At 70.3% G+C, this 20467-nt stretch carries 22 protein-coding genes; 15 read left to right on the top strand and 7 right to left on the bottom strand.

Annotated features, from left to right (window positions below):
* Positions 1-403: 403 nt before the first annotated feature.
* From C2142_RS18930 to C2142_RS18915, 4 genes are read right to left on the bottom strand one after another with little or no spacing between them, the layout of a single operon-like run.
* Positions 404-727, bottom strand: a complete 324-nt coding sequence (locus C2142_RS18930) for a hypothetical protein (protein WP_148643754.1) — start codon at positions 725-727, stop codon at positions 404-406.
* Entirely contained in the window at positions 724-963 is a 240-nt protein-coding gene (locus C2142_RS18925; protein ID WP_148643753.1) for a hypothetical protein, read from the bottom strand. Before C2142_RS18925 ends, C2142_RS18930 begins: the two co-directional genes overlap by 4 nt.
* Positions 951-1208 carry a hypothetical protein gene (locus tag C2142_RS18920; RefSeq protein WP_148643752.1) on the bottom strand — a complete coding sequence of 86 codons (258 nt, stop codon included), beginning with the start codon at positions 1206-1208 and terminating at the stop codon, positions 951-953. Before C2142_RS18920 ends, C2142_RS18925 begins: the two co-directional genes overlap by 13 nt.
* Positions 1205-1573: an ATP-binding protein gene (locus tag C2142_RS18915; protein WP_148643751.1), complete on the bottom strand. Its 369-nt coding sequence runs from the start codon at positions 1571-1573 to the stop codon at positions 1205-1207. Before C2142_RS18915 ends, C2142_RS18920 begins: the two co-directional genes overlap by 4 nt.
* A 307-nt stretch (positions 1574-1880) precedes the next feature.
* Here C2142_RS18915 and C2142_RS18910 point away from each other — a divergent pair, with 307 nt between their 5' ends.
* Both C2142_RS18910 and C2142_RS18905 read left to right on the top strand, forming a co-directional pair.
* Positions 1881-2741: a helix-turn-helix transcriptional regulator gene (locus C2142_RS18910; RefSeq protein ID WP_148643750.1), complete on the top strand. Its 861-nt coding sequence runs from the start codon at positions 1881-1883 to the stop codon at positions 2739-2741.
* A 1-nt stretch (position 2742) separates the two neighbouring features.
* Positions 2743-2946, top strand: coding sequence for a DUF397 domain-containing protein (locus tag C2142_RS18905; protein ID WP_148643749.1), 204 nt, complete (start codon positions 2743-2745; stop codon positions 2944-2946).
* A gap of 90 nt (positions 2947-3036) precedes the next feature.
* Here C2142_RS18905 and C2142_RS18900 read toward each other — a convergent pair whose 3' ends face one another.
* A complete protein-coding gene (locus C2142_RS18900; RefSeq protein WP_148643748.1) occupies positions 3037-3681 on the bottom strand; it encodes a dihydrofolate reductase family protein in 645 nt (214 codons plus the stop codon).
* Between the two features lie 428 nt (positions 3682-4109).
* On the opposite strand from C2142_RS18900, the gene C2142_RS18895 reads away from it, so the two are divergent.
* The 6 genes from C2142_RS18895 to C2142_RS18870 all read left to right on the top strand — a co-directional run bounded on the left by C2142_RS18895 (position 4110) and on the right by C2142_RS18870 (position 8370).
* Positions 4110-4301 carry a hypothetical protein gene (locus tag C2142_RS18895; protein ID WP_148644874.1) on the top strand — a complete coding sequence of 64 codons (192 nt, stop codon included), beginning with the start codon at positions 4110-4112 and terminating at the stop codon, positions 4299-4301.
* Positions 4285-4812 carry a DUF6879 family protein gene (locus C2142_RS18890; RefSeq protein WP_148643747.1) on the top strand — a complete coding sequence of 176 codons (528 nt, stop codon included), beginning with the start codon at positions 4285-4287 and terminating at the stop codon, positions 4810-4812. Before C2142_RS18895 ends, C2142_RS18890 begins: the two co-directional genes overlap by 17 nt.
* Positions 4809-5639: a helix-turn-helix transcriptional regulator gene (locus tag C2142_RS18885; protein WP_148643746.1), complete on the top strand. Its 831-nt coding sequence runs from the start codon at positions 4809-4811 to the stop codon at positions 5637-5639. Before C2142_RS18890 ends, C2142_RS18885 begins: the two co-directional genes overlap by 4 nt.
* Positions 5640-5747: 108 nt before the next feature.
* Positions 5748-6191, top strand: a complete 444-nt coding sequence (locus tag C2142_RS18880) for a hypothetical protein (protein ID WP_148643745.1) — start codon at positions 5748-5750, stop codon at positions 6189-6191.
* Positions 6192-6215: 24 nt separating this feature from the next.
* On the top strand, positions 6216-7103 hold the full coding sequence (locus C2142_RS18875) for a phosphotransferase (protein WP_148643744.1): 888 nt from the start codon (positions 6216-6218) through the stop codon (positions 7101-7103).
* Between the two features lie 181 nt (positions 7104-7284).
* On the top strand, positions 7285-8370 hold the full coding sequence (locus C2142_RS18870) for an LAETG motif-containing sortase-dependent surface protein (RefSeq protein WP_148643743.1): 1086 nt from the start codon (positions 7285-7287) through the stop codon (positions 8368-8370).
* A gap of 99 nt (positions 8371-8469) precedes the next feature.
* On the opposite strand, the gene C2142_RS18865 is transcribed toward C2142_RS18870, so the two are convergent.
* Complete coding sequence (locus C2142_RS18865; protein ID WP_148643742.1) at positions 8470-8991, bottom strand: hypothetical protein; 522 nt, start codon at positions 8989-8991, stop codon at positions 8470-8472.
* A 418-nt stretch (positions 8992-9409) separates the two neighbouring features.
* Between C2142_RS18865 and C2142_RS18860 the strand changes: the two genes are divergently transcribed.
* From C2142_RS18860 to C2142_RS18840, 5 genes are all read left to right on the top strand, one after another.
* Positions 9410-10795, top strand: a complete 1386-nt coding sequence (locus C2142_RS18860) for a biotin/lipoyl-binding protein (RefSeq protein ID WP_162002502.1) — start codon at positions 9410-9412, stop codon at positions 10793-10795.
* A complete protein-coding gene (locus tag C2142_RS18855; RefSeq protein WP_148643740.1) occupies positions 10792-11610 on the top strand; it encodes an ABC transporter ATP-binding protein in 819 nt (272 codons plus the stop codon). Before C2142_RS18860 ends, C2142_RS18855 begins: the two co-directional genes overlap by 4 nt.
* Positions 11607-12818: an ABC transporter permease gene (locus C2142_RS18850; RefSeq protein ID WP_148643739.1), complete on the top strand. Its 1212-nt coding sequence runs from the start codon at positions 11607-11609 to the stop codon at positions 12816-12818. Before C2142_RS18855 ends, C2142_RS18850 begins: the two co-directional genes overlap by 4 nt.
* A 55-nt stretch (positions 12819-12873) precedes the next feature.
* Positions 12874-13491: a DUF5666 domain-containing protein gene (locus C2142_RS18845; protein WP_148643738.1), complete on the top strand. Its 618-nt coding sequence runs from the start codon at positions 12874-12876 to the stop codon at positions 13489-13491.
* Between the two features lie 346 nt (positions 13492-13837).
* On the top strand, positions 13838-15115 hold the full coding sequence (locus tag C2142_RS18840; RefSeq protein ID WP_148643737.1) for a hypothetical protein: 1278 nt from the start codon (positions 13838-13840) through the stop codon (positions 15113-15115).
* A 103-nt stretch (positions 15116-15218) separates the two neighbouring features.
* On the opposite strand, the gene C2142_RS18835 is transcribed toward C2142_RS18840, so the two are convergent.
* Positions 15219-17249 carry a transglycosylase domain-containing protein gene (locus tag C2142_RS18835; RefSeq protein ID WP_241002657.1) on the bottom strand — a complete coding sequence of 677 codons (2031 nt, stop codon included), beginning with the start codon at positions 17247-17249 and terminating at the stop codon, positions 15219-15221.
* 670 nt (positions 17250-17919) lie between these two features.
* Here C2142_RS18835 and C2142_RS18830 point away from each other — a divergent pair.
* On the top strand, positions 17920-18696 hold the full coding sequence (locus C2142_RS18830; RefSeq protein ID WP_241002656.1) for a response regulator transcription factor: 777 nt from the start codon (positions 17920-17922) through the stop codon (positions 18694-18696).
* 13 nt (positions 18697-18709) lie between these two features.
* Positions 18710-20203, top strand: coding sequence for a HAMP domain-containing sensor histidine kinase (locus C2142_RS18825; RefSeq protein ID WP_148643734.1), 1494 nt, complete (start codon positions 18710-18712; stop codon positions 20201-20203).
* The last annotated feature ends 264 nt before the right edge of the window (positions 20204-20467 follow it).

Raw genomic sequence — 20467 nt, 5'->3', positions numbered from 1 at the left:
ATCAGCTGGACGGAGCCGGCGAGGACGACGGTGGCAGCGAGGGTGGCGAGGCGGCGGCGGCCGGAGATCGAGCGGACGTTCTTCGCGATCGAGGGCATAACGGACTTGCGCATGACGTGAATCCCCAGGGTCATGGTGCGGATGGTGTGGTGAAGACGGCCGGCTGCCCGCTGTCGTCCAGCGGTAGCGCCCCCCGGCCTTGCGTTTGCCGGTCTCGCTCTCCGTGCCTTCATCCGTATAGACGTGCATCCCCGCCGGGGGTTGCAGGTGGTTCCAGAACTTTTTTCGGAACCCTCCGAACGGCCCGGCGAGGGGGTGCGGGGGCCGGTGATCGGCGGGTTGCAACAGGGCCCGGGGACCGGCGAGGCCCCCGCCCGGGGGCGGGGGCCTTCGCGTGGGCTGCTCAGCCGGGTATGCGGTGCCGGCCGCGGCCGGGGGTGCTGCGGTGGCGGCCGGGGGTGGGGTTGGGGGTGGTGGGTGGTGGGGGGAGTTCGGGGCCGTAGTGGCCGGCCTGGCGGGCGATCCAGGCGTACTCGTGGGTGCCGTCGGGGAGTCTGCGCAGTTCCCAGCGGCCGTGCCGGGTGATCGGGGCCGGCGGCCCGGCGGCGTGGGCCTGATCGCCGACCCTGAGGGCGGTGACGACGCCCAGGACGACGGTGGCGATCGCGAGGGCGAGGAGGGCGGCGAACGCCGCGCCGACGAGGAAGCTCGCGGTGCCGGTTCTCATCGGCGGATGCCGATGACGCGGTGGCCGAGGTGGGCGGCGAGGGCGTGGAGGAGTTCCTCGGCCTGCTCGCGGGTGAGCGGCAGGGCGAGCTGCTCGCCCGGGGCGGCGTGGACGTCGAGGTCGACCGCGGCGCGCAGCTGCAGGGCCGCGTCGGGGACGCATTCGACGGCGAGGTAGTGGACGGTGGTGCGCTCGGTGCGGACGGCCTGGCCGGCCATCGGGATCAGGACTCCCACGGCTGGTCCCTCTCGGTGTCGCGGAGCAGGTGGAGGAGGTTGAGGAGGGTGGGGACGGGGGCGTGGCCGAAGTTGACGAGGATGCGGCCGTCGACGGCGCTGTGGTGGGTGGTGGCGGAGCCCCACTGGATGCCGAACCTGCCTCCGCGCTCGTGGAGTTCGCGCAGGAGGGCGGTGACGTGGGCGTCGGTGTAGTCGTGCATGCGGGGGTCGTCGGGGGAGATCGGGATGCGGGGGCCGGTCACGCGGCCACCTCCAGCTCGAACCAGACCACCTTGCCACCGTGCTTGCGCGCCTGGGCGCCGAAGCGGTGGGTGAGCGAGCGGACGAGGTGCAGACCGCGCCCGGACAGCTCGTAGGGGTCGGCGGGCGTGCGGGGTTCGGGGAGGTCGGGGCTGTCGTCGGCGACCGAGACCCGCAGGGTGCGGTTCAGCAGCAGGACGACGACCAGGGGCGCGGGGCTGCCGCCGTGGCGCCAGGCGTTGACGTACAGCTCGCAGAGGGCGAGTTCGGCGTCGTGGATGAGGTCCGGCGGCCAGGACGCGGCGGCGAGCGCGTCCCGCAGCTCGGCGCGGGCGGCGGACCAGTCGGGCGGGTTGAAGGCACACATGAGGAACCTCCGAGTGAGGTTGAGCGAGGTGGGATTCGGCGTTCACCGGCGGAATCGTCGCCGTGAGCCAGGCCAGGACGGGGCTGGTGGATGCCACGCGTGGCTGCTCTGCGGTGCGCGGGCAGCAGGCGCCTACTGCCCTGGAAACAGGCGTTACTGACGATCCATCGGATCGACCTGGGACGACCATAACGCACTGGAACTTAAATTTAGGTAGCCTTCGGCGAAGTTACCTCTCCCGTGGGACCGGTGGCTCGGCTTGAGGGCCGCACGGCACACTGATCTCACGGAAAGCTGAGAGGACGTCATGCCAGGTCGCCAGAACCCAACCTTTCGTCAGCGCCGCCTGGGCGCCGAGGTGAGGAGGATGCGAGAGCAAGCCGGCCTTGGTGGAAGCCAGCTCGCTCGCGCGCTCGGCGTGAGTGCCGCGCAGGTGACCCAGATGGAGAGCGGGAAGACCAGCGTCAGCGCAGAGCGGCTCCGCACGATCGCCGAAGCCTGTAGCTGTACCAATCAGTCGCTCATCGACGCGCTCGGCAGCATGACGCAGGGCCGAACGAAGGGATGGTGGGAGGAGTACCGAAGCCACCTGCCCGATACCTTCCTCGAATCTGCGGAGCATGAGGACTTTGCCGCAGGGACGATCAGGGTTTGGACGTCAGCGTTCCTGCCAGGATTGCTCCAGACCAGTGATTACGTGAAAGGGGTGTTCGGTCGGAGGATCCCCAGTCTCGCCGTCGACGAGGTCGACCTGCACGCCGCCTTTCGGACGCGGCGTAGAAGCGCTCTGCTCCGGAGTCCGCAGAAGAAGCTTGAGGCCTACCTCCACGAGTCGTGCCTCCTCACGCGCTTCGGCGGTACCGAGGTGCTGCTGGCACAGCTTGGCTGCCTCCTTGAGGACTCCTTCCGAGATAACATCAGTATCCGTGTGATCCCTTTCAATGCGCACACGTACCCGGGCGCGATCGAGAACATCATCTACAGCTTCGGCGTGGTTCCCGAGCTGGATACGGTTGAAATGGACACATCGCGAGGGCCTGTCTTCTCCGATGCCCCGAATGAACTTCATACCTATCGCGTCATCTTTGGGCGCATTGAGAAGGCGGCACTCACCGACGAGGAGTCGCGCGACCTCATCCGTTCGATTGCTCAAGACCTGAAGGGCTGAGATGTTCCCGAGCAAGTGGCAGAAGTCTTCCTTTAGCAGCGCTGGTGACAATTGCGTCGAGATCCGCACTGTTGATGGCCTGGTCGAACTCCGCGAGTCCGACGACGGCGACCTCATCCTCCGCACCGCCCCCGGCAGGTTCGCCACGTTCCTCCAGGGCATCAAAGCCGGCGAGTTCGACCACCACGGCGATCGCGCCTCCTGAACCCGGTTGCGGCCCCCTCGCGCTTACCGCGCGAGGGGGCCGCAGCGCGCCCTGATCAGCCGCGTTCCCAGCCCTCGCCCGGGCCTCGTGTCACTTTCGCCAGAACAGGTGGTGCGTCACGCCGCTCGGGCTGGGCACGACCTCCAGCTGGAACCGGTCCAGCAGCTCGTCGGGTGACTCCCAGAGCCGCAGCCCGGACCCGAGCTTCACCGGCGAGACCGCCACGTGCATGGTGTCGACGAGGTCGGCGTCGAGGAACTGCCGGATGGTGCTGACCCCGCCGCCGAGCCGGACGTCCTTGCCCTGCGCCGCCTCCCGCGCTTGTTCGAGGACCGAGGCCGGGTCGCCGTCGACGAAGTGGAAGGTGGTGTCGGAGAGGGTGAACGAGGGACGCTCGTGGTGGGTCATGACGAACACCGGGGTGCGGAACGGCGGCTCGTCACCCCACCAGCCGCGCCACTCGTGGTCCTGCCACGGCCCGCGCTGGGGACCGAACTTGTTGCGGCCCATGATCTCGGCGCCGATGTTGCGCGCGTAGTCCCGCGTGAAGTGGTCGTCGAGGCCCCGGCTCCCCCCGGGGTCGGTGCGCATGGGCCAGCTCGCCGTGGCGCCTGCCCAGGCGAACAGCCTCTCGGGACGGATGTGGCCGAAAGGATTCTCCAGACTCTGGTCCTCGCCGGCACCGATTCCGTCACTTGAGACGTTGAAGTTCTGAACTCTCAGGAGCTGAGCCACGTCGTTCCTCCTGCGTTGTCCTGGCCGGAGAAGTCGTCCGTGACCGGCCAGGGATCGGGTGGACGTCCACCTGCATCCAACCGGTGTAGACGTCACAACTGCCAACCCGGCGCACCTTCTCGGCCACCGATTTCCCTCCGGCGAAGTCATCGCCGGCGGATCGGGCAAGGACCGCGGAGGGGCCGCACTGGTGGTGGCCTGGTCGCTCTCCGCGAGGCCGCCGACGGTGGCCTCATTGACCACCACGCTGCGAAACCCGCGCGCCGAATCGTTCCTGCGGCCGTCGCCGGGTGAGCGGCGTGGAGGTTCATGAACTTCCGAGTACCCGTTCGAAGTTGGGCCGGTTTCCAGTAGCGGAAACCTGAACCCCTTGCCCGCGCCCCGGTCGCTTCGGGAGCATCGTCATGAAACCGAGCGAGGAGGCAACAGTGGAGCTGACACGGCTCGTAGGTTCCTGCGATGAGGGCGAGTGCCCGACCCTCTACCTGACGGACCGGGGCACGCTCGCCGTCCAAGGCGAGCGGGTGACAGAGCACGATCTCCGGATTCCGGCTCACGAGACGCTGGTTGAGATTCCCGTCGAGCTCATCCGAAAGGCCGTCCGTGACAACCTCATCTAGGACCCTCGGAGAGTGGCTCTCGCAGTTCAGCCGAGAGGCGTTCCGGCTGGAAACGTTGGACGACTACAGCCAGTCCGGCGGAGTGGACGCTTATCGCGCATTCCTTGCCGGTGAGGAGCAGCCGGAGGAATACAAGACTGCCGGCTGGGTCAAGACGGTGGCGGACGCCACGCGAGCCGGAAAGCGCATGTACCGCGTTCACATCCTTTCGCGCCCGCTCACCGACTATCTGCGATTCGAACTCGCATGGGGATATCACCGGAACATGGCGGCCGGAGAAGAGTTCTTCATTCTCGACACCACCAGTCAGGAGAATCCGACTCCGGAGGCGTCGGACTTCTGGCTCTTCGACGACGAGACTGTGGTCGCGATGAGCTACGAGGACAACGGCAAGTATCTTGGGGCAGAATTCCTCGGCGGCAGCAGGGTCGACGAATTCAGAGCGTGTCGTGACACTGTGATGGCGCATTCCGTGCCGTTCGCGGAGTGGTGGGCAGAGTACGGCAAGTGAACAGGAGTCGGCTCGGGGCGGCGCTGCGGGAACTGCGACAGGCCTCCGGTAAGGAGGCCAAGGTCGTGGCCCGTGGCGCTGTCATGTCTCCGAGCAAGTTGAGCAAGATCGAGACCGGTAAGGTGCCACCCACGGTTGTGGACGTGGAGCGCATCCTCACAGCAATAGGCGTGTCCGAGGAGGTCAAGGCCGCGTACATGGCCACCGCGCGGGCAGAGGCCACGGAGACGACGGCGTGGCGCTTGATCCGGCGCCTGGGCTACCACCGCAAGCAGCAGCAGATCAAAGCGCTGGACGACTCCACCCGACTGCTTCGCCTGTTCCAGCCTTCCCTCGTCCCCGGGTTGTTGCAGACCCCGGAATACGTGCGGGCCGTGTTCGGGAGAAGAGATCTCACGGAGGAGCAGCTGTCACGGGCGGTCGCCGCACGCCTCGCGAGGCAGCAATCTCTCTACGACGCCACCAAGACGTTGCAATTCGTCATCACCGAGCCCGTACTCCGATGGCGCCTCGTGCCGCCCGCAATGATGGCCGGACAACTGGACCGCATCATCTCTGTTTCTCGCCTGCCCCATGTGGATATTCGGATCGTTCCTCTGGCTGCACCGCAGGTCGACGTGCCGGCTCACTCCTTCGCCATCCGGGACGACCGCATGGTCACGGTCGAAACCGTCCATGCCGAGGTGATGGTCACTGACCCGCGAGACGTTGAGATGTATGTTCACAAGTTCGATCGATTTGCGGCTGCGGCATTGTCGGGTGACGAGATGCGGCGCATGGTCGAAGGCGTACGAGACGAGTTCTTGCGGGAACAGGAAAGCTGCTAGCGGCTCGGGAAACACCGACCCTAACTTGAGACTCGCCCGACGGAGGAGGCCGTACAGGCCGACCGCACAGAGCGGTGGCCGGTCCGACCCCGATCAAGGAGAGCCACTGTGACCACTGCGAGCGCAGAACGGATCAGCGGATCGTCGTTGCTCGACAACGACACCTTCGAGTGCATTGCCGCCCGGCTCGTGAAGGACGGCGAAACCCCGGACATGGCCCGGCGGATCCTGGACCAGGCCTTGGCGTTCCTCGCCACCGCCGTCCGTCACCGCGACGTGAGGCTGTCGCCCTCCAAGCAGGTGGACAAGGGCTGGCACAAGCTGATCGAGGACACCGTCCTCTACTTCGGCCTGTGCGAAACCCTCGGCGTCGAGTACATCCACCACGTCCCCACCGACGGCGAGGACGACAAGGCCGCCAGGCCGGACACCATCAGCTACATCGAGGCGGCCCACTTCGTCGTGGACCGCGAGCTTTGGCCGAACCTGGCCGACTGCACCCAGTGCCATGCCGGATGCACGGACAGCCCCAACTCCGGTGGCAAGAAGTAGTACCAGCGCTCCCAGGAGGCTGAAGTGAAGCGGAGGCTGAAGTGGCAGGAGCTACCCGAGGCGGTACGACGTGCCGTGGCCGGCCGGGCAGGCGAACCCCTGGCCGTGGACGACGTTCCTTTCGGGCTCTCCAGCCACTTCGCCGCCGTCCTGCACTGCCCGGACGGCCAAAGGGTGTTCTGCAAGGGCATGGAGGACAGCCGTGACGCCCGTCGCCAGTGCCGAGTCGAGGCGGCCGCCAACCCGCACGTGACGTTCACTTCTCCCGCGTTGATGTGGGACGTGAGCGAGTCGGGGTGGCAACTGCTCGGCTTCGAGTACGTGAGTGGCCGCGTCGCCGACCTCTCTCCGGGATCGCCCGATCTGCCGGAGGTGGCCCGGACGCTGTCAGACGCTGCCGATCGGCTCACCCCTGTGCCCGAAGTCGGCACGCTGCCGCTGTCGAAGCGGTGGGAGCGGTTCGCGGCCTGGGACCGGGTAGCGACCCAAGGTGGCCTCGATCCGTGGGTGGCCGGCCGACTGGACCAGTTGGTCCTCTGGGAGAAGCGCGGTCCTGGGGCGGTGGCGGGTGACACCCTCGCTCACTGTGACCTGTCGAAGTACAACCTGCTGGTGGACGACGGGCACCGATTGCACGTCGTCGACTGGGCGCGCGCCGGTCGGGCAGCAAGCTGGGTCGATACCGCGTTCATGGTGTTGCGGCTGATCGGAGAGGGACACACCCCCGCCTCGGCCGAGCGGTGGGCGCGCACGGTGGGCGTATGGGAGGAGGTCGGCGAGGAGGACATCGTCGCGTTCGCTGTGACCACCGCTGGGATCCGCGCCGTGAGGGCGTCACGCTCCGATGCACCCCCGCACCTGGCCAGGCTCGCGACCCACGCCCTCTCCTGGTGCCGTCACCTGCTGGACTAGGCAAGCCTGGTCGTTCCGGTGTGGCGGCTGCTGTGACGCATTCATGTGATCTGGCTATCAACTGACTCACCGTCTACAACCAATCGGCGTCCGGACGGTCTAACCGACGTCCAACCGGTTCACTCTGGCCCCACTGGTCAGAGAGGAAACCTTCCTTCACTCGGAAAGAGCGAAAACGCTGATGAACCTCCGCCGTGTCTGGGCGTCGGCCGCGACCGCGGTGGTCCTGGGTTCGGTCGCGCTGGCGACCGCTCCGGCCGCCTCCGCGACCGCGACCACCGGTCCCACCGCCACGTCCAGCGCGAGCCCGTCCGCCTCGGCCACGTCCGCCGCCCCGGCCTCGCCGTCCGCGTCGGGCTCGCCCTCGGCCGCCGCACCCACCGGATCGGCCTCGCCGTCCGCCCACGCCTCCGTCTCCGCCTCCGCCACCAAGCCGGGCGGGGCCACCCCCTCCGCCGGCGCCTCCACCGGCTCGGCCTCGCCGTCCGCCGGGCCGTCCACGCCGACCTCCGGCGCGACGCCGTCGGACCTCAAGACGGCCTTCCCCAGCGAGTGCAAGAACTGGCCCGTCGCGGACAAGAAGCCGATCGACACCTCGCTGCCCGGCCTGCCCTCCAAGCTCGAAGCCGGCTCCGGCTGGCACGAGTTCACCTACCGCGCGAGCAACACCACGTCCCAGACCCTCACCCAGGTCGACCTGGACCTGCACATGGGCACCGACGGGCTGGCGGTCAAGGACGTCAGCGAGCTGCTGGTCACCGTCGAGTGGTACGACTCCGCCGCCAAGCAGTGGAAGAACGCGTACCGCTACGACGAGTGGGGCTTCTTCGCCACCGCCCGTACCATCAAGGCCGGCGAGTACGTCGAGGCCAAGATGCGGATCAAGGCCGACGCCAAGGCCCCCACCGCCAACGGCTTCTTCCTCACCAGCGGCTACTCGCTCAGCGAGAACGGCGACTGCGACTTCGGCGACGTGAACCTCTTCAAGTTCACCGTCAACGCCGCCGGCACCCCGGCCGGGAAGCCGGAGGACGCCAAGCCCACCCCGGTGACCCCCGCGGACGCGGCGGCCCTGCCGGGTGTCACCAAGGCCGGCAAGGACGTTCCGCGCAACGAGCGGACCCAGCTCCCGGTCGCCGGGCGGCTCGCCGAGACCGGGTCGTCCTCCGCGACGCCGGTGATCGCGGGCGTCGGCGCTGCCACGCTGGTGGCCGGCACCGCCGCCGTCGTGCTGCTCCGCCGCCGCAAGGGCGGCGCCGCGGCGTAGCGCGGGCGGGGCGGTGGGCGCCGGCCGGATGGTCGGGCGTCCACCGCCCCCGGGCTGTACGGCGAGGCCCGTGCGAGGCGCACCTGCCGGGCCGGTCGTTCACGCGGGGGTTCGGCCCAGGAACCCCGTCAGCTTCTGGCCCACGTGGAAGTCCTGCATGTGGATCCTGCAACTCTTCGTGTCGGCCACGGCGTAGATCGCATCGCAGTAGGCGTTCAGCTCCAGTGCTCCGGCCTCGGGGAGGCCCGTCACACTGAGGTAGATGGTCAGGCCGTTGATGCCGCCACCCGTCACGCGTTCTTTGAACCGCCTCAACCGCAGTCGATCCGTGGGCGGTCGGCCCGGCTCCTTGACGACCCAGTCGCCGCCCTCCCAGACCGACCATTCACCGATGGTCGCGTTGCCGTCGGCAGCGCCCGGCGCCAGCTTCACGCCGGCCGTCAGGACCTCGATGTAGAGCGAGACCTCTTCGAAGTACGTGGTGCTCCAGTGGTCGGGCGCCACGACGTCGATGTACATCTCCACGGTGTCGGGGTGGACGGTGGGGTGTCTGAGCCCGGTGGTTCCGATGAACAGGATCTCGGACTCGCAGGTGGACGGCTCTTTGGTGTACGTGGCCATGAACGGCTCCCTTCGGCACCCCGGGTACCGGTATGCGTTCCGGGGTCTCCCGCAGAGAAAGCCGGACCGGACGGAGATCGGTGGCAAGGGATGAGCGGTCCGGCCTCGGGCGCATTCACGAGATGCACGGTCACTGCGGCACGTTTCATGGAAGCACCGGTGCGACACGGCTGCCAGTCGGGTCGGGTCGGGTCGGGTCGGGTCGGGTCGCCGCGTCGGCGTCACCCGCCCCGGCTGCTCCCGGATGGCTGGGGATTGCTGGGAGTCTGCTGGGAGTCCGGTCAACGGACGGCCAGCGGTACGCCAAGCCGACCGTGTGAGCAGGGTGGATCATCCCGGGATGCCCGGATTCGGCCGGTCAGCGTTCTCCCAGCGCGCGCCCAGGACTCCGCAAGAGCGCCCCGGGAAGCTGTCCGTCATGAAGGTGCTCCCGCGACGGCGTGGTGCCGTCCTCCTGAACTCCGCGCTCGGCGTGGCCCTGGTGGGCGCCGTGGCTCTGGCGTACACGACGTTGGACAGCGGTACCGAGAAGGCCTCCGGCAAGGCTCAGGTCCGGACCGCGACCGTGGCCAAGGGCACGGTCCTGGCCACCGTGTCCGGAACCGGCACGCTGGCCTCGCCCACCGACGCGGCCCAGGACTTCACCACGGGCGGGAAACTCACCGCCGTCAAGGTCGCGGTGGGCGACAGCGTCAAGAAGGGGCAGGTGCTGGCGACCGTCGACACCACGACCGCCCAGCAGCAGGTGGACGCCGCCCAGTCCGCACTGAACACGGCGAACGCCAACCTCACCAAGGCCCAGGCCGGGGTCACCACCACGACGACCCAGCAGATCCCGGCGACCGCGCAGCCGTCCAGCGGTGGCGGCGGCGCGGGTGGTGGGGAGCGCGGAGCGGGCACGAGCAGTGCGCCCGCTCCGCAGACCACCACCATCACCACCACCAAGGTGGACGACGCCGCGGTGGCCCAGGCCCAGCAGCAGGTGGCCACCGCGCAGACCAACCTCTCCAACGCCCAGACGGCGCTGGCCGGGACGACGCTCACCGCCTCGGTGGACGGTACGGTCGCGTCCGTCTCGGGCAAGGCCGGCGACACCGTGGGCGGTGGCACCTCAAGCACCTCGGGAAGCGCCAAGTCCAGCAGCAGCACCACGACTTCGGCCGCTCCGAGCGGCTTCATCGTGCTGACCAACCCGACCGGGATGCAGGTCAGCGCCAACTTCTCCGAGCTGGACTCGCTCAAGCTGAAGAAGGGCGAGGCGGCCACCGTCACCCTGAACGCGCAGTCCGACACCAAGCTCAACGCCACCGTGCTGTCGGTCAGTTCGCTCCCGGCGAGCAGCGGCGGCAGCGGCGGTGCGGCCGCCGTCCAGTACGCGGCGACCTTGCAGATCAGCGGGGACACCAGCAAGCTGCGGACCGGGCTCAGCGCGACCGTCTCCGTGGTCACCGGCGAGGCCGACAACGCCCTGTCGCTGCCGACCGCGGCGCTGGCCGGCACCGGCAGCAGCCGGACCGCGACCGTGGTGCACCCGGACGGGACGACCGAGCGGGTCGATGTCGGCGTGGGCGTCGAGGGCGACACCACCGTGCAGGTGGTCTCCGGTCTGAAGGAGGGCGACAAGGTCGAACTCGCCACCACCAGCGGCACCAACGGCTTCCCGAACGGCTCCTTCCCGGGCGCGAACGGCGGTCAGGGCGGCCGGGGCGGCGGCGGAGCGGGCGGCGCCGGCGTGGCCGGGATCGGCAGCGCCGCCGGCGGTGCCGGTGGTGGCGGCGCGGGCCGAGGCGGTAACCGCGGATGAGGCGCCACGTCATCGACAACCGGGTGCCCTCCGCACCACCGCCGGTCATCCAGATCCGCAGCCTGACCAAGTCCTACGGACACGGCGACGCCATCGTGCACGCGTTGCGGGGCCCCTCCGACCCGGCCACCGGGGAGCCGTTGGGCGTCGGCCTGGACATCGAGCAGGGCGACTTCGTCGCGGTGATGGGCAGTTCGGGCTCCGGCAAGTCCACCCTGATGAACATCCTCGGCTGCCTGGACGTCCCGACCTCGGGCCGCTACCTGCTGGACGGCATCGACGTCGGCCACCTGGACGAGCAGCAGCTCTCCCTGGTCCGCAACCGCAAGATCGGCTTCATCTTCCAGTCCTTCAACCTCGTCCCCCGCACCACCGCCCTCGCCCAGGTCGAGCTGCCGCTCGCCTACGCGGGCGTGCGGGCCGCCGAACGGCGCCGCCGGGCGCTGGCCGCGCTGTCGCTGGTCGGCCTGGCCGAGCGTGCCGGGCACCGGCCCAACGAGCTCTCCGGCGGTCAGCAGCAGCGCGTCGCGGTGGCCCGGGCCCTGGTCACCGCCCCGGCGATGCTGCTCGCCGACGAGCCCACCGGAAACCTGGACAGCCGCTCGACCGAGGAGGTGCTGGCGATCATCGACGGCCTCAACGCGACCGGCCGCACGGTCGTGCTGATCACCCACGAGGACGAGGTCGCGCTGCACGCCAAGCGGGTGATCCGGCTGGTCGACGGCGCGATCATCAGCGACGTCCGGCAGGCCCCGGCGGAGGGGCCGCCGCCCGCCCTGCGCGCCGCGTCCGAGGCCCGGGGGGTGCTCGCGTGATCCTCTGGCAGATGCTCCGCTTCGCCGTCGGCGGCCTGGCGGCCAACAAGGTGCGCTCCGCCCTGACCATGCTCGGGGTGCTGATCGGCGTCGCGTCGGTGATCCTGCTGCTCGCGGTCGGCAACGGCTCCTCGGAGGCGGTCAAGGAGTCGATCACCTCGCTCGGCACCAACTCGCTGACGGTCAGCTCCGGCGCGTCCTTCGGCGGCTCGCGCACCGCGTCCACCACGAAGAAGCTCACGGTCGCCGACGCCAAGGCGCTGGCGAGCGACACCGAGGCGACCGCGATCAAGTCCGTCGCGCCGGTGGTCACGACCAGCGGCACCGCGCTGTACGGGGACATCTCGTACAGCCCGGGCTCGATCGTCGGCACCTACCCGGCGTACTTCGAGACGGCCAACCAGAAGATCGGCCACGGCGAGTACTTCTCCAACGACGACGTGCTCGGCTCCCGGAAGGTCGCCGTGCTCGGCGCCACCACCGCCAAGCAGCTGTTCGCCACCGCCGACCCGGTCGGCAAGCAGATCACCGTCGGCGGCACCCCGCTCACCGTGGTCGGCGTGCTCCAGGCCAAGGGCGGCACCGGCTTCACCGACCCGGACGACGTGGTGATCGCCCCGTTGCCGACCGTGCAGAACGCCTTCACCGGCTTCGGTTCGGTCAACCAGATCCTGGTGCAGGCCACCTCCGCGGACACCACCACCACCGCGCAGTCCGAGATCACCCGGGTGCTGCTCGGCACCCATGCGATCGCCGACCCGAGCAAGGCGGACTTCCGGATCAGCAACCAGGCCTCGCTGCTCACCGCCCGCGAGTCCACCACGAAGACCTTCACGGTGCTGCTGGGTGCGGTGGCCGCGATCTCGCTGCTGGTCGGCGGGATCGGCATCACCAACATCATGCTGGTCACCGTCACCGAGCGGACCAGGGAGATCGGCATCCGCAAGGCGCTCGGTGCGCCGCGCGGGGTGATCCTCGGGCAGTTCCTTACCGAGTCCACCCTGCTCTCGGTGATCGGCGCCGGGCTCGGCGTGCTGGCCGGGATCGCCGGCTCGCACTTCAGCATCGTCGGCATCAAGCCGGTGGTGATCCCCGAATCGGTGCTCGGCGCGTTCGGCATCGCCGTCGCCATCGGCCTGTTCTTCGGCAGCTACCCCGCCAACCGGGCCGCCTCGCTGCGCCCGATCGACGCCCTCCGGCACGAGTGACCCCGCGTAGCCCGTACGCAGCCCACGAGTAGCCCACGAGTAGGACGAGACACCCATGAGCAACGAGATCGAGCCGCGCACCCCGGCCGAGCAGGTCGCCCTGCTCTCCACCGCGCCGGACGCCCGGGACGTCACCGCGGAACTGGCAGCACCCCCGCGCCGCAAGCTGCCCTGGCTGAGCCTCGCCCTGGGAGGCGCGGTGATCGCCACGGCCGCCTTCGCGGGCGGCGTCTGGTACCAGCAGGGCCACGGCTCCGGCGGGTCCGGCAAGGCGGTGGCAGGCGGCCAGCAGCCCAGGGCGGCGGCGTCCGGCTTCGGCGGGCAGAACGGCAACCGCCGCAACGGCCAGGGCGGCCAGGGCGCGGGCCAGGGCGGTCCGGGCGCTGGCGGCCAGGGCGCCGGGGGGCAGGGCGGCTTCACCCGCGGCACGGTCAAGGCCGTCGACGGCACCACGGTCTACCTCACCGACGCCAACGGCAACACCGTCAAGGTGACCACCGGCGACGCCACCAAGGTGCAGCTCAACAAGGAGGGCAAGGTCACCGACCTCCAGCCCGGCCAGAGCGTCACCGTGATGGGCACGCCGGACGCGAACGGCGGCTACAACGCCACCCAGCTCGTCGAGGGCGCCTCCGGCTTCGGCGGCGGGAACCGAAACCCGTCCGGCGGCTGACCCCGCAGCTGCCGGACGTTTCGCGAGGCCCTCGCCCCTGGTGGGCGGGGGCCTTCGCGCGTGTGCGTGGCCCGGCGGGCGGCCGAAGGACCGGTCACCCGGGCCGGACCTGCCCGGTCTCCTGCCGACGGTTGCCCGATCAGCCCGGATTTCGAGGCCCGAGGAGCTGCACGAAAAGCCCATCTAGCGTCAGATTCCTTGTATGACACGGCAGTTGGGCAGTGGAATCCCGGCCGTCCGTGGGGTCTCCGCCTCGACACCTATCGATCAAAGTGTTCTGATGATCGAACTGTAGGGCTGAAATTTCCGAACATCATCTGACCTGTGTCGGAGAAGCGAGGGAACGGTGCGGACTGTTCGCGGCGTGGCCGTCCTGCTGGCCGTGGGGGTCGTCGCGACCTTCACCCTGGCCACGGGAGACTCCCGCCCGGACAGACCGACCGCCGCCGACGTCGCTCCTTCGACCCCCGCACCCGGCCCGAGCGGCACACCGTCCGGCAGCCCCAGCACCGGCCCCGGCACCAGTCCGAGCCCCAGCCCCTCGCCGACCTGGGACGGCCAGGTCAAGGTGCTCGGTGACGGTTCCACCTCCGACACCGGTCCGCAGCCCGGGCAGCCCACGCCCGAGAAGCTGAAGCCCGGCGAGAAGCCGCCGCAGTTCGTGGTGTTCTCCTGGGACGGGGCGCTGGAGGGCGACGACCACCTGTTCTCGCGCTTCCGGAAGCTGGGCGAGGAGAACGACGCCCGGATGACGTTCTTCCTGAGCGGCATCTACACCGTGCCCAAGTCCCGGCGCGCGCTCTACCGTCCGCCGCAGCACGACGTCGGCGCCGCCTCCATCGACTTCGCCACCGACGCCCACATCAAGGACACCCTGGAGCAGGTGCGCCTGGCCTGGCAGGCCGGGAACGAGATCGGTACCCACTTCAACGGGCACTTCTGCGGCGACAAGGGCGGCGGCGCCTGGACCACCGAGGAGTGGAAGAGCGAGCTCGACCAGGCGGTCTCCTTCGTCACCAACTGGAAGACCAACACCGGCTTCAAGGACCTCCCACCGCTGCCCTTCGACTACACCAAGGAGCTGGTCGGAGGCCGCGCCCCCTGCCTGGAGGGCCAGAAGGCCCTGCTCCCGGCCGAGAAGGCGGCCGGCTTCCGGTACGACGCCAGCTCGCCGGGCGAGTTCCAGGTCTGGCCCGGCAAGAAGGGGGACATCTGGAACTTCCCGCTCCAGCTGCTGCCCTACCCGGGCAGGTCGACCCAGGGTCTCGCGATGGACTTCAACTTCCTCGCCGGCCAGTCCGGGGACAGCACCAAGGGCGACCCGAAGAAGTACGCCGCGTGGGAGAAGGAGACCCGCGACACCTACCTCGCCGGCTTCGAACGGGTCTACAACGGCAGCCGGGCCCCGCTCTTCATCGGGAACCACTTCGAGACCTGGAACGGCGGCATCTACATGCAGGCCATCGAGGACGTGATGAAGAGCGTCTGCAAACGCGACGGCGTCCGCTGCGTCTCGTTCCGCCAGGTCGCCGACTGGCTGGACGCCCAGGACCCCAAGGTGCTCGACAGGCTGCGCCAGCTGGACCCCGGGCAGCCGGCCGACTGGTCGCGCCTGGTCAAGTGATTCGGTTGGTCGAGTGACCCGGCTGGCCAAGTGATCCGGCCGGTCGAGTGACCCGGCCCGGGCGGCCGCGGGGCCCGCATCCGCCCGGGCCGCCCGGCCGCCCCTACCGGCGGCTCGCGTCCGCCCGGCTCTCCTGGCCACCGGCCGTCCTCATGTACGAGGTCCAGATCCGGGTGGGCAGCTCGGAGTCCGGGGTGTCCGGGGCCGCGCCGCCCAACCCCTCCAGCGAGAGCAGCTTCATGTCCTTCAGGTCCGCCCGGAAGACGGTCACGGCCGTGGACACCTGCCCGTTGTAGCCGACGAACCACCCCGCCGTGCGGTCCGCGGTGGTACCGGGCTTCCCGGCCAGGTCCGGCCCGGCCCCCGCCACCGGCGCGGCGCTCCCGGTGCGGACCGCGTCCTTGAGCGCCGCGTCCACCTCCCCGGCGGCCGCCGGCGTCAGCGCCTGCACGGCGGTCGGCAGGCGCAGCGCGAGCGGTTCGCGGTTCCGGGTGATGCCGAGCACCGAGTAGGGGTCCGTGTGGCTGCCTCCCGCCCCGAAGGCGGCGTACGCGTCGGCGGTCCTGATCGCGCTCGGCGTGGAGTTCCCGACCCCGAAGGCCGGCACCAGCTCGCCGATGCTGGCCGGGAGCAGGCCCAGGTCCGCGGCGGTCTTCTGCACGCGGTCCAGGCCGACATCCATGCCGAGCTGCATCATCGGCCCGTTGACGGACTGCTCCACCGCGCTCCTCAGGGTGACCTTGCCCCAGTCCCGCCTGCCGTCGTTGGCGGTCTTCACGATCTTCCCGTCGCGCCCCCAGTACGGCCCCTCCGGGGTCATCACGTTCACGCCGTTGTCGCCGTTGTAGGTGGTGGTGGGCAGCACCGGGGTCCGGCTGCCGTCCCGTTGGCGCTGCACGCCCTGGCTGAGCCCGGCGGCGTACACCAGCGGGGTGAAGGCCGAACCGATCGGCACCGTGGAGGTGTTGGCGCTGTTGAAGCCCTGCTTCAGGTAGTCGGGGCCGCCGTAGAGCGCGACGATCCTCCCGTCGGGGGCCACCGAGGCGGCGCCGACCCGCAGGAACCGGTCGGTGTCGCGGCCGGCGGGGTCGATCCCCTTGGTGGCGTCCTGCACCGCGGCGGCCAGGGCGTCGACCCTCGGCTTCTCGAAGGTGGTGTGTATCTGGTGGCCGCCGAGGTCGAACTGGGCCGCCGTGATGTCGCTGTGGCTCTCGACGTAGTTCCTGGCCATGTCCACCAGGTACCCGACCTGGCCGCTCAGTCCGGCCGCCTTCGGCTGGGTCCGGGGCTCGGGGAACACCGTGTACTTGGCGCGTTCGGCGGCGGAGAGCTTGCCGGCCTTCACCATCCGGTCCAGGATCCAGGACCACCGGTCCTCGGCCCGTCGGTGGTTGTCCGCGCTGATCGCCGGATCGAACTGCCCGGCCCCCTTCAGCAGGGCTGCCAGGAAGGCGCCCTCGCTCGGGTCGAGCTGCGAGACGTCCTTGCCGTAGTACGCCGCCGCGGCACGTTCGATGCCGTAGCTGCCGCGCCCGAACCAACTGGTGTTCAGGTAGCCGGCCAGGATGTCCCGCTTGCTCATGCGATGGTCCAGTTTGATCGCGATGACGATCTCGCTGAGCTTGCGGGAGATGTCCTGGCGCTGGTTCAGATAGCTGTTCTTGACGTACTGCTGGGTGATGGTCGAGCCGCCCTGGGTGTCGCCGCCCGAGGCCATCTGATAGATCGCGCGGCCGATGCCCGTGACCGAGATCCCCGGATCCGAGTAGAAGGTCTCGTTCTCGGCGGCCAGCACGGCCCACTGCACCGGCTGCGGCACCCGGTCCAGCGGCACGTCCTGCCGGTTGACCTCGCCGATCCGCGCCATCTCGGTGCCGTCCGCCCAGTAGTAGACGTTGTTCTGCTGGGTGGCGAAGGAGTTCATGTCGTCCGGGACGTCGGTCTTCGCGAAGAACCAGGCCAGCCATCCCGTCAGGACCGCCACCCCGGTCCCCGTCACCAGGAGCAGCTGCCGCCAGGACGGGAGCCAGCGGCGGACCCCGCGCCGCCCTCTGCGCGGGTAGTCGATCCGCCGCAGCGGGTTCCACCGCCGCTGTCCGGGCTTCTCCTTCTCGGCCCCTTGCTGAGCACGCACAGTCCGGTCTCCTAGCCGTTCGTGAGGACAGACCCCCCGAAGACGCAGACGCGGTGGGGGCGGCATCGCGACGGCCCGTCAGGACCGGATGTGATCACGGTCATACTGCGCGGGGTGGCCGGGTGGCGACCTCAATCGGGTACCCCCGCAGCGCCGTTGGCCACGCGATCGACACCGCGGCCGTGGGTGGTGGGCAACTCCGGGGCGGCCGGGCGGGTCCGTGGTCGCTGCCGATCCCGCCGTGGAACCCCTCTCGCGGCTCGCCGGGCGCGGTGTCCGCGGCGCCCGGGTGCGCCGAGCGGCATGGTGGCATACGTCACATCCGGGGCGGCCGCAGTCCGCCGGAGTGCCTCGTCCACCCGACCCGCACGGACGGCCCCGTGAGGGAGGCCGCCCGTGAACCGGCTCGGCGGACCGTCACCGGTCCGCCGGCCGCCGCCCACCCGCCGGAGGCCCTCCCCGGCCGCAGGCGTTCCCCGGGGTGCCCGGGGTGCCCGGGGCGTCCCCGCCCGTGCGCACACCATCGAAGGCCGCCCGCCAGGCCTGTCCGTTCGATTCCGCCCGATAAGGTGTTAATCCAACATTCATCGATGGCGCATAGCCTCCCCGGGCTAGCCTCAAGCTGAACACCATCGTCCGACCGGGAGGCAGAACCCCCGTGCAAGGCACTGTGTCCACACCAGGAACCTCCGCGGTGGCCGGCGGCCCGGGGGAGGCGTTCCTCCTCGTCGTCGACGACGAACCCAACATCCGCGAGCTGCTCTCCGCCTCGCTCCGGTTCTCCGGCTTCCGGGTCGCCTCCGCCGCCAGCGGCACCGAGGCGCTCGCCCTGATCGCCGCCGAACGCCCCGACCTGGTCGTCCTCGACGTCATGCTCCCCGACCTCGACGGCTTCACCGTGGTCGAGCGGCTGCGCGAGCAGACCAGCCGCGGCCAGATCACCGGCCCCGCCCACAGCCACCACGGCGACCACCTGCCGGTGCTCTTCCTCACCGCCAAGGACGGCGTCGGCGACAAGGTCCAGGGCCTGGCGGCCGGGGCCGACGACTACGTGACCAAGCCGTTCAGCCTGGAGGAGCTGATCGCCCGGATCCGGGCCATCCTGCGCCGGGCCGGCGGCCCCACCGAGGACGGCCGGCTGGTCGTCGCCGACCTCACCCTCGACCCGGTCGCCCACGAGGTCACCCGCGGCGGCGCCTCCGTCGCGCTCTCCCCCACCGAGTTCAAGCTGCTGCACTACCTGATGGCCAACGTCGGCCGGGTGGTCTCCAAGGCGCAGATCCTCGACCACGTCTGGGCGTACGACTTCGGCGGCGACCTCTCCATCGTCGAGTCCTACATCTCCTACCTGCGCCGTAAGCTCGACTCCGGGCCCGCCCACGGCCCCAAGCTCATCCACACGGTGCGCGGCATCGGCTACGCGCTGCGCCGCCCCCCGCAGAACTGACGGAACCCCTCCGATGCTCACCCGGCTGTCCCTGCGCGCCCGGCTGCTCGTCCTGGTGCTCGCCCTGGTCACCACCGGGCTCGCCGTCAGCGACACCATCGTGCTCGGCACCGTCCGGATGCAGCTGGTGCAGCGGCTCGACGACCAGCTCCAGCGCTTCGCCGAACCGCTCTCGAAGCGCGCCCCCGGCCGGATCACCTGGCCGGACAACAGGCAGCCGTCCGTCACCGGCAAGCGGTCCGCCCCGAACTACCTGGCGGCGCTGCCGAGCCAGTACCTCGTCCAGTACCTCTCGGGCGACGGCAAGGTCCAGCAGGTCGTCCGCCAGCCCGTCTCCGACAACGACCCGGCGCCGCAGCTGGCCGGGTTCGACCCGGCGGCCACCACCGCCGACACCCCGTTCGACCTGCCCGACCAGCGCGGCCAGCGCACCTGGCGGGCGCTGCTCCTGCCACTCCAGCGGCAGACCGCCCCCGCCAGCGTCTTCGCCGCGCCGGCCCCCACCCCGGCGTACCTGATGGTCGCCGTCTCACGCGAGGACATCGACGCCACCGTCGGACGGCTGCGCACCGCCTTCCTGGGCATCGGCGGCGCGGTGCTGGTGCTGATCGCGGTGCTCGGGTTCTTCGCCGTCCGGGCCGGGCTGCGGCCGCTGCGCCGGATCGAGGCGGGCGCCGAACTGATCGCCTCCGGCGAGCTCTCCCACCGGATGCCCGCCCTCCCGCCGAGCACCGAGGTCGGCCGGCTCTCCATTGCGCTCAACGGCATGCTCACCCAGATCGAGGCCGCGTTCGCCGCCCGCGCCGAGTCCGAGGCGCGGATGCGGCGGTTCGTCGCCGACGCCTCGCACGAGCTGCGCACTCCGCTGGCCGGCATCCGCGGCTTCGCCGAGCTGTACCGGATGGGCGCGCTGCCCACCGACGCCGACGTCCGGCGGACGATGGCCCGGATCGAGAACGAGGCCGTCCGGATGGGCACCCTGGTCGAGGACCTGCTGGTGCTCGCCCGGATCGACGAGGAGCGCCCGCTCGACCTGGCCCCGATGGACCTGCGCACCCTCGCCGCGGACGCCCTGCACGACCTCACCGCCCTCGACCCGTCCCGCCCGGTCGCCCTCACCGGTCCCGCGGGGACGGGTGCCCCCGGCCCGGCGCCCGTCGTCGGTGACGAGGCCCGGCTGCGGCAGGTGGTCACCAACCTGGTCGGCAACGCCGTCAAGCACACCCCGCCCGGCACCCCGGTCCGGATCGGCGTCGGCACCGTGGACGGCCTCTGCCTCCTGGAGGTCGCCGACTCCGGCCCCGGCCTCACCGCCGACCAGGCCGCCCTGGTCTTCCACCGCTTCTACCGGGTCGACGCCTCCCGCAGCCGCCACGACGGCGGCGGCGCCGGCCTCGGCCTCGCCATCGCCACCGCCCTCACCCACGCGCACGGCGGCACCCTCACCCTGCACACCGCGCCCGGCATCGGCGCCACCTTCCGCGTGGAGCTCCCGCACCAGCGCTGAGGCGCCGTCGCCGAGGTGCCCGCGCCGAGGCACTCGCCGGCCAGGTGGGCCGGTGGGTCCGGTGGGCCGGTGGGTCCGGTGGGCACTGCCGTACCTGGCGTGGCGTCAGTTCCTCTGCGAACCAGGAAGTCCGGCGGCCTCCCTTCCTGCCGGAAAGCGGCATGGAGCGTACGGAACCCGTATGCATAAGATCAGCCCGCTGAGCGGTAATGACCGCTCTGACAACGGCTTTTGCTGTTCTTCGATCCGAAAGGGATCACCGTG

Source organism: Streptomyces sp. CB01881, from assembly GCF_002953255.1.
In the GTDB taxonomy this organism is placed as follows: domain Bacteria; phylum Actinomycetota; class Actinomycetes; order Streptomycetales; family Streptomycetaceae; genus Kitasatospora.
This window is presented reverse-complemented; position numbering and strand designations above follow the sequence as displayed.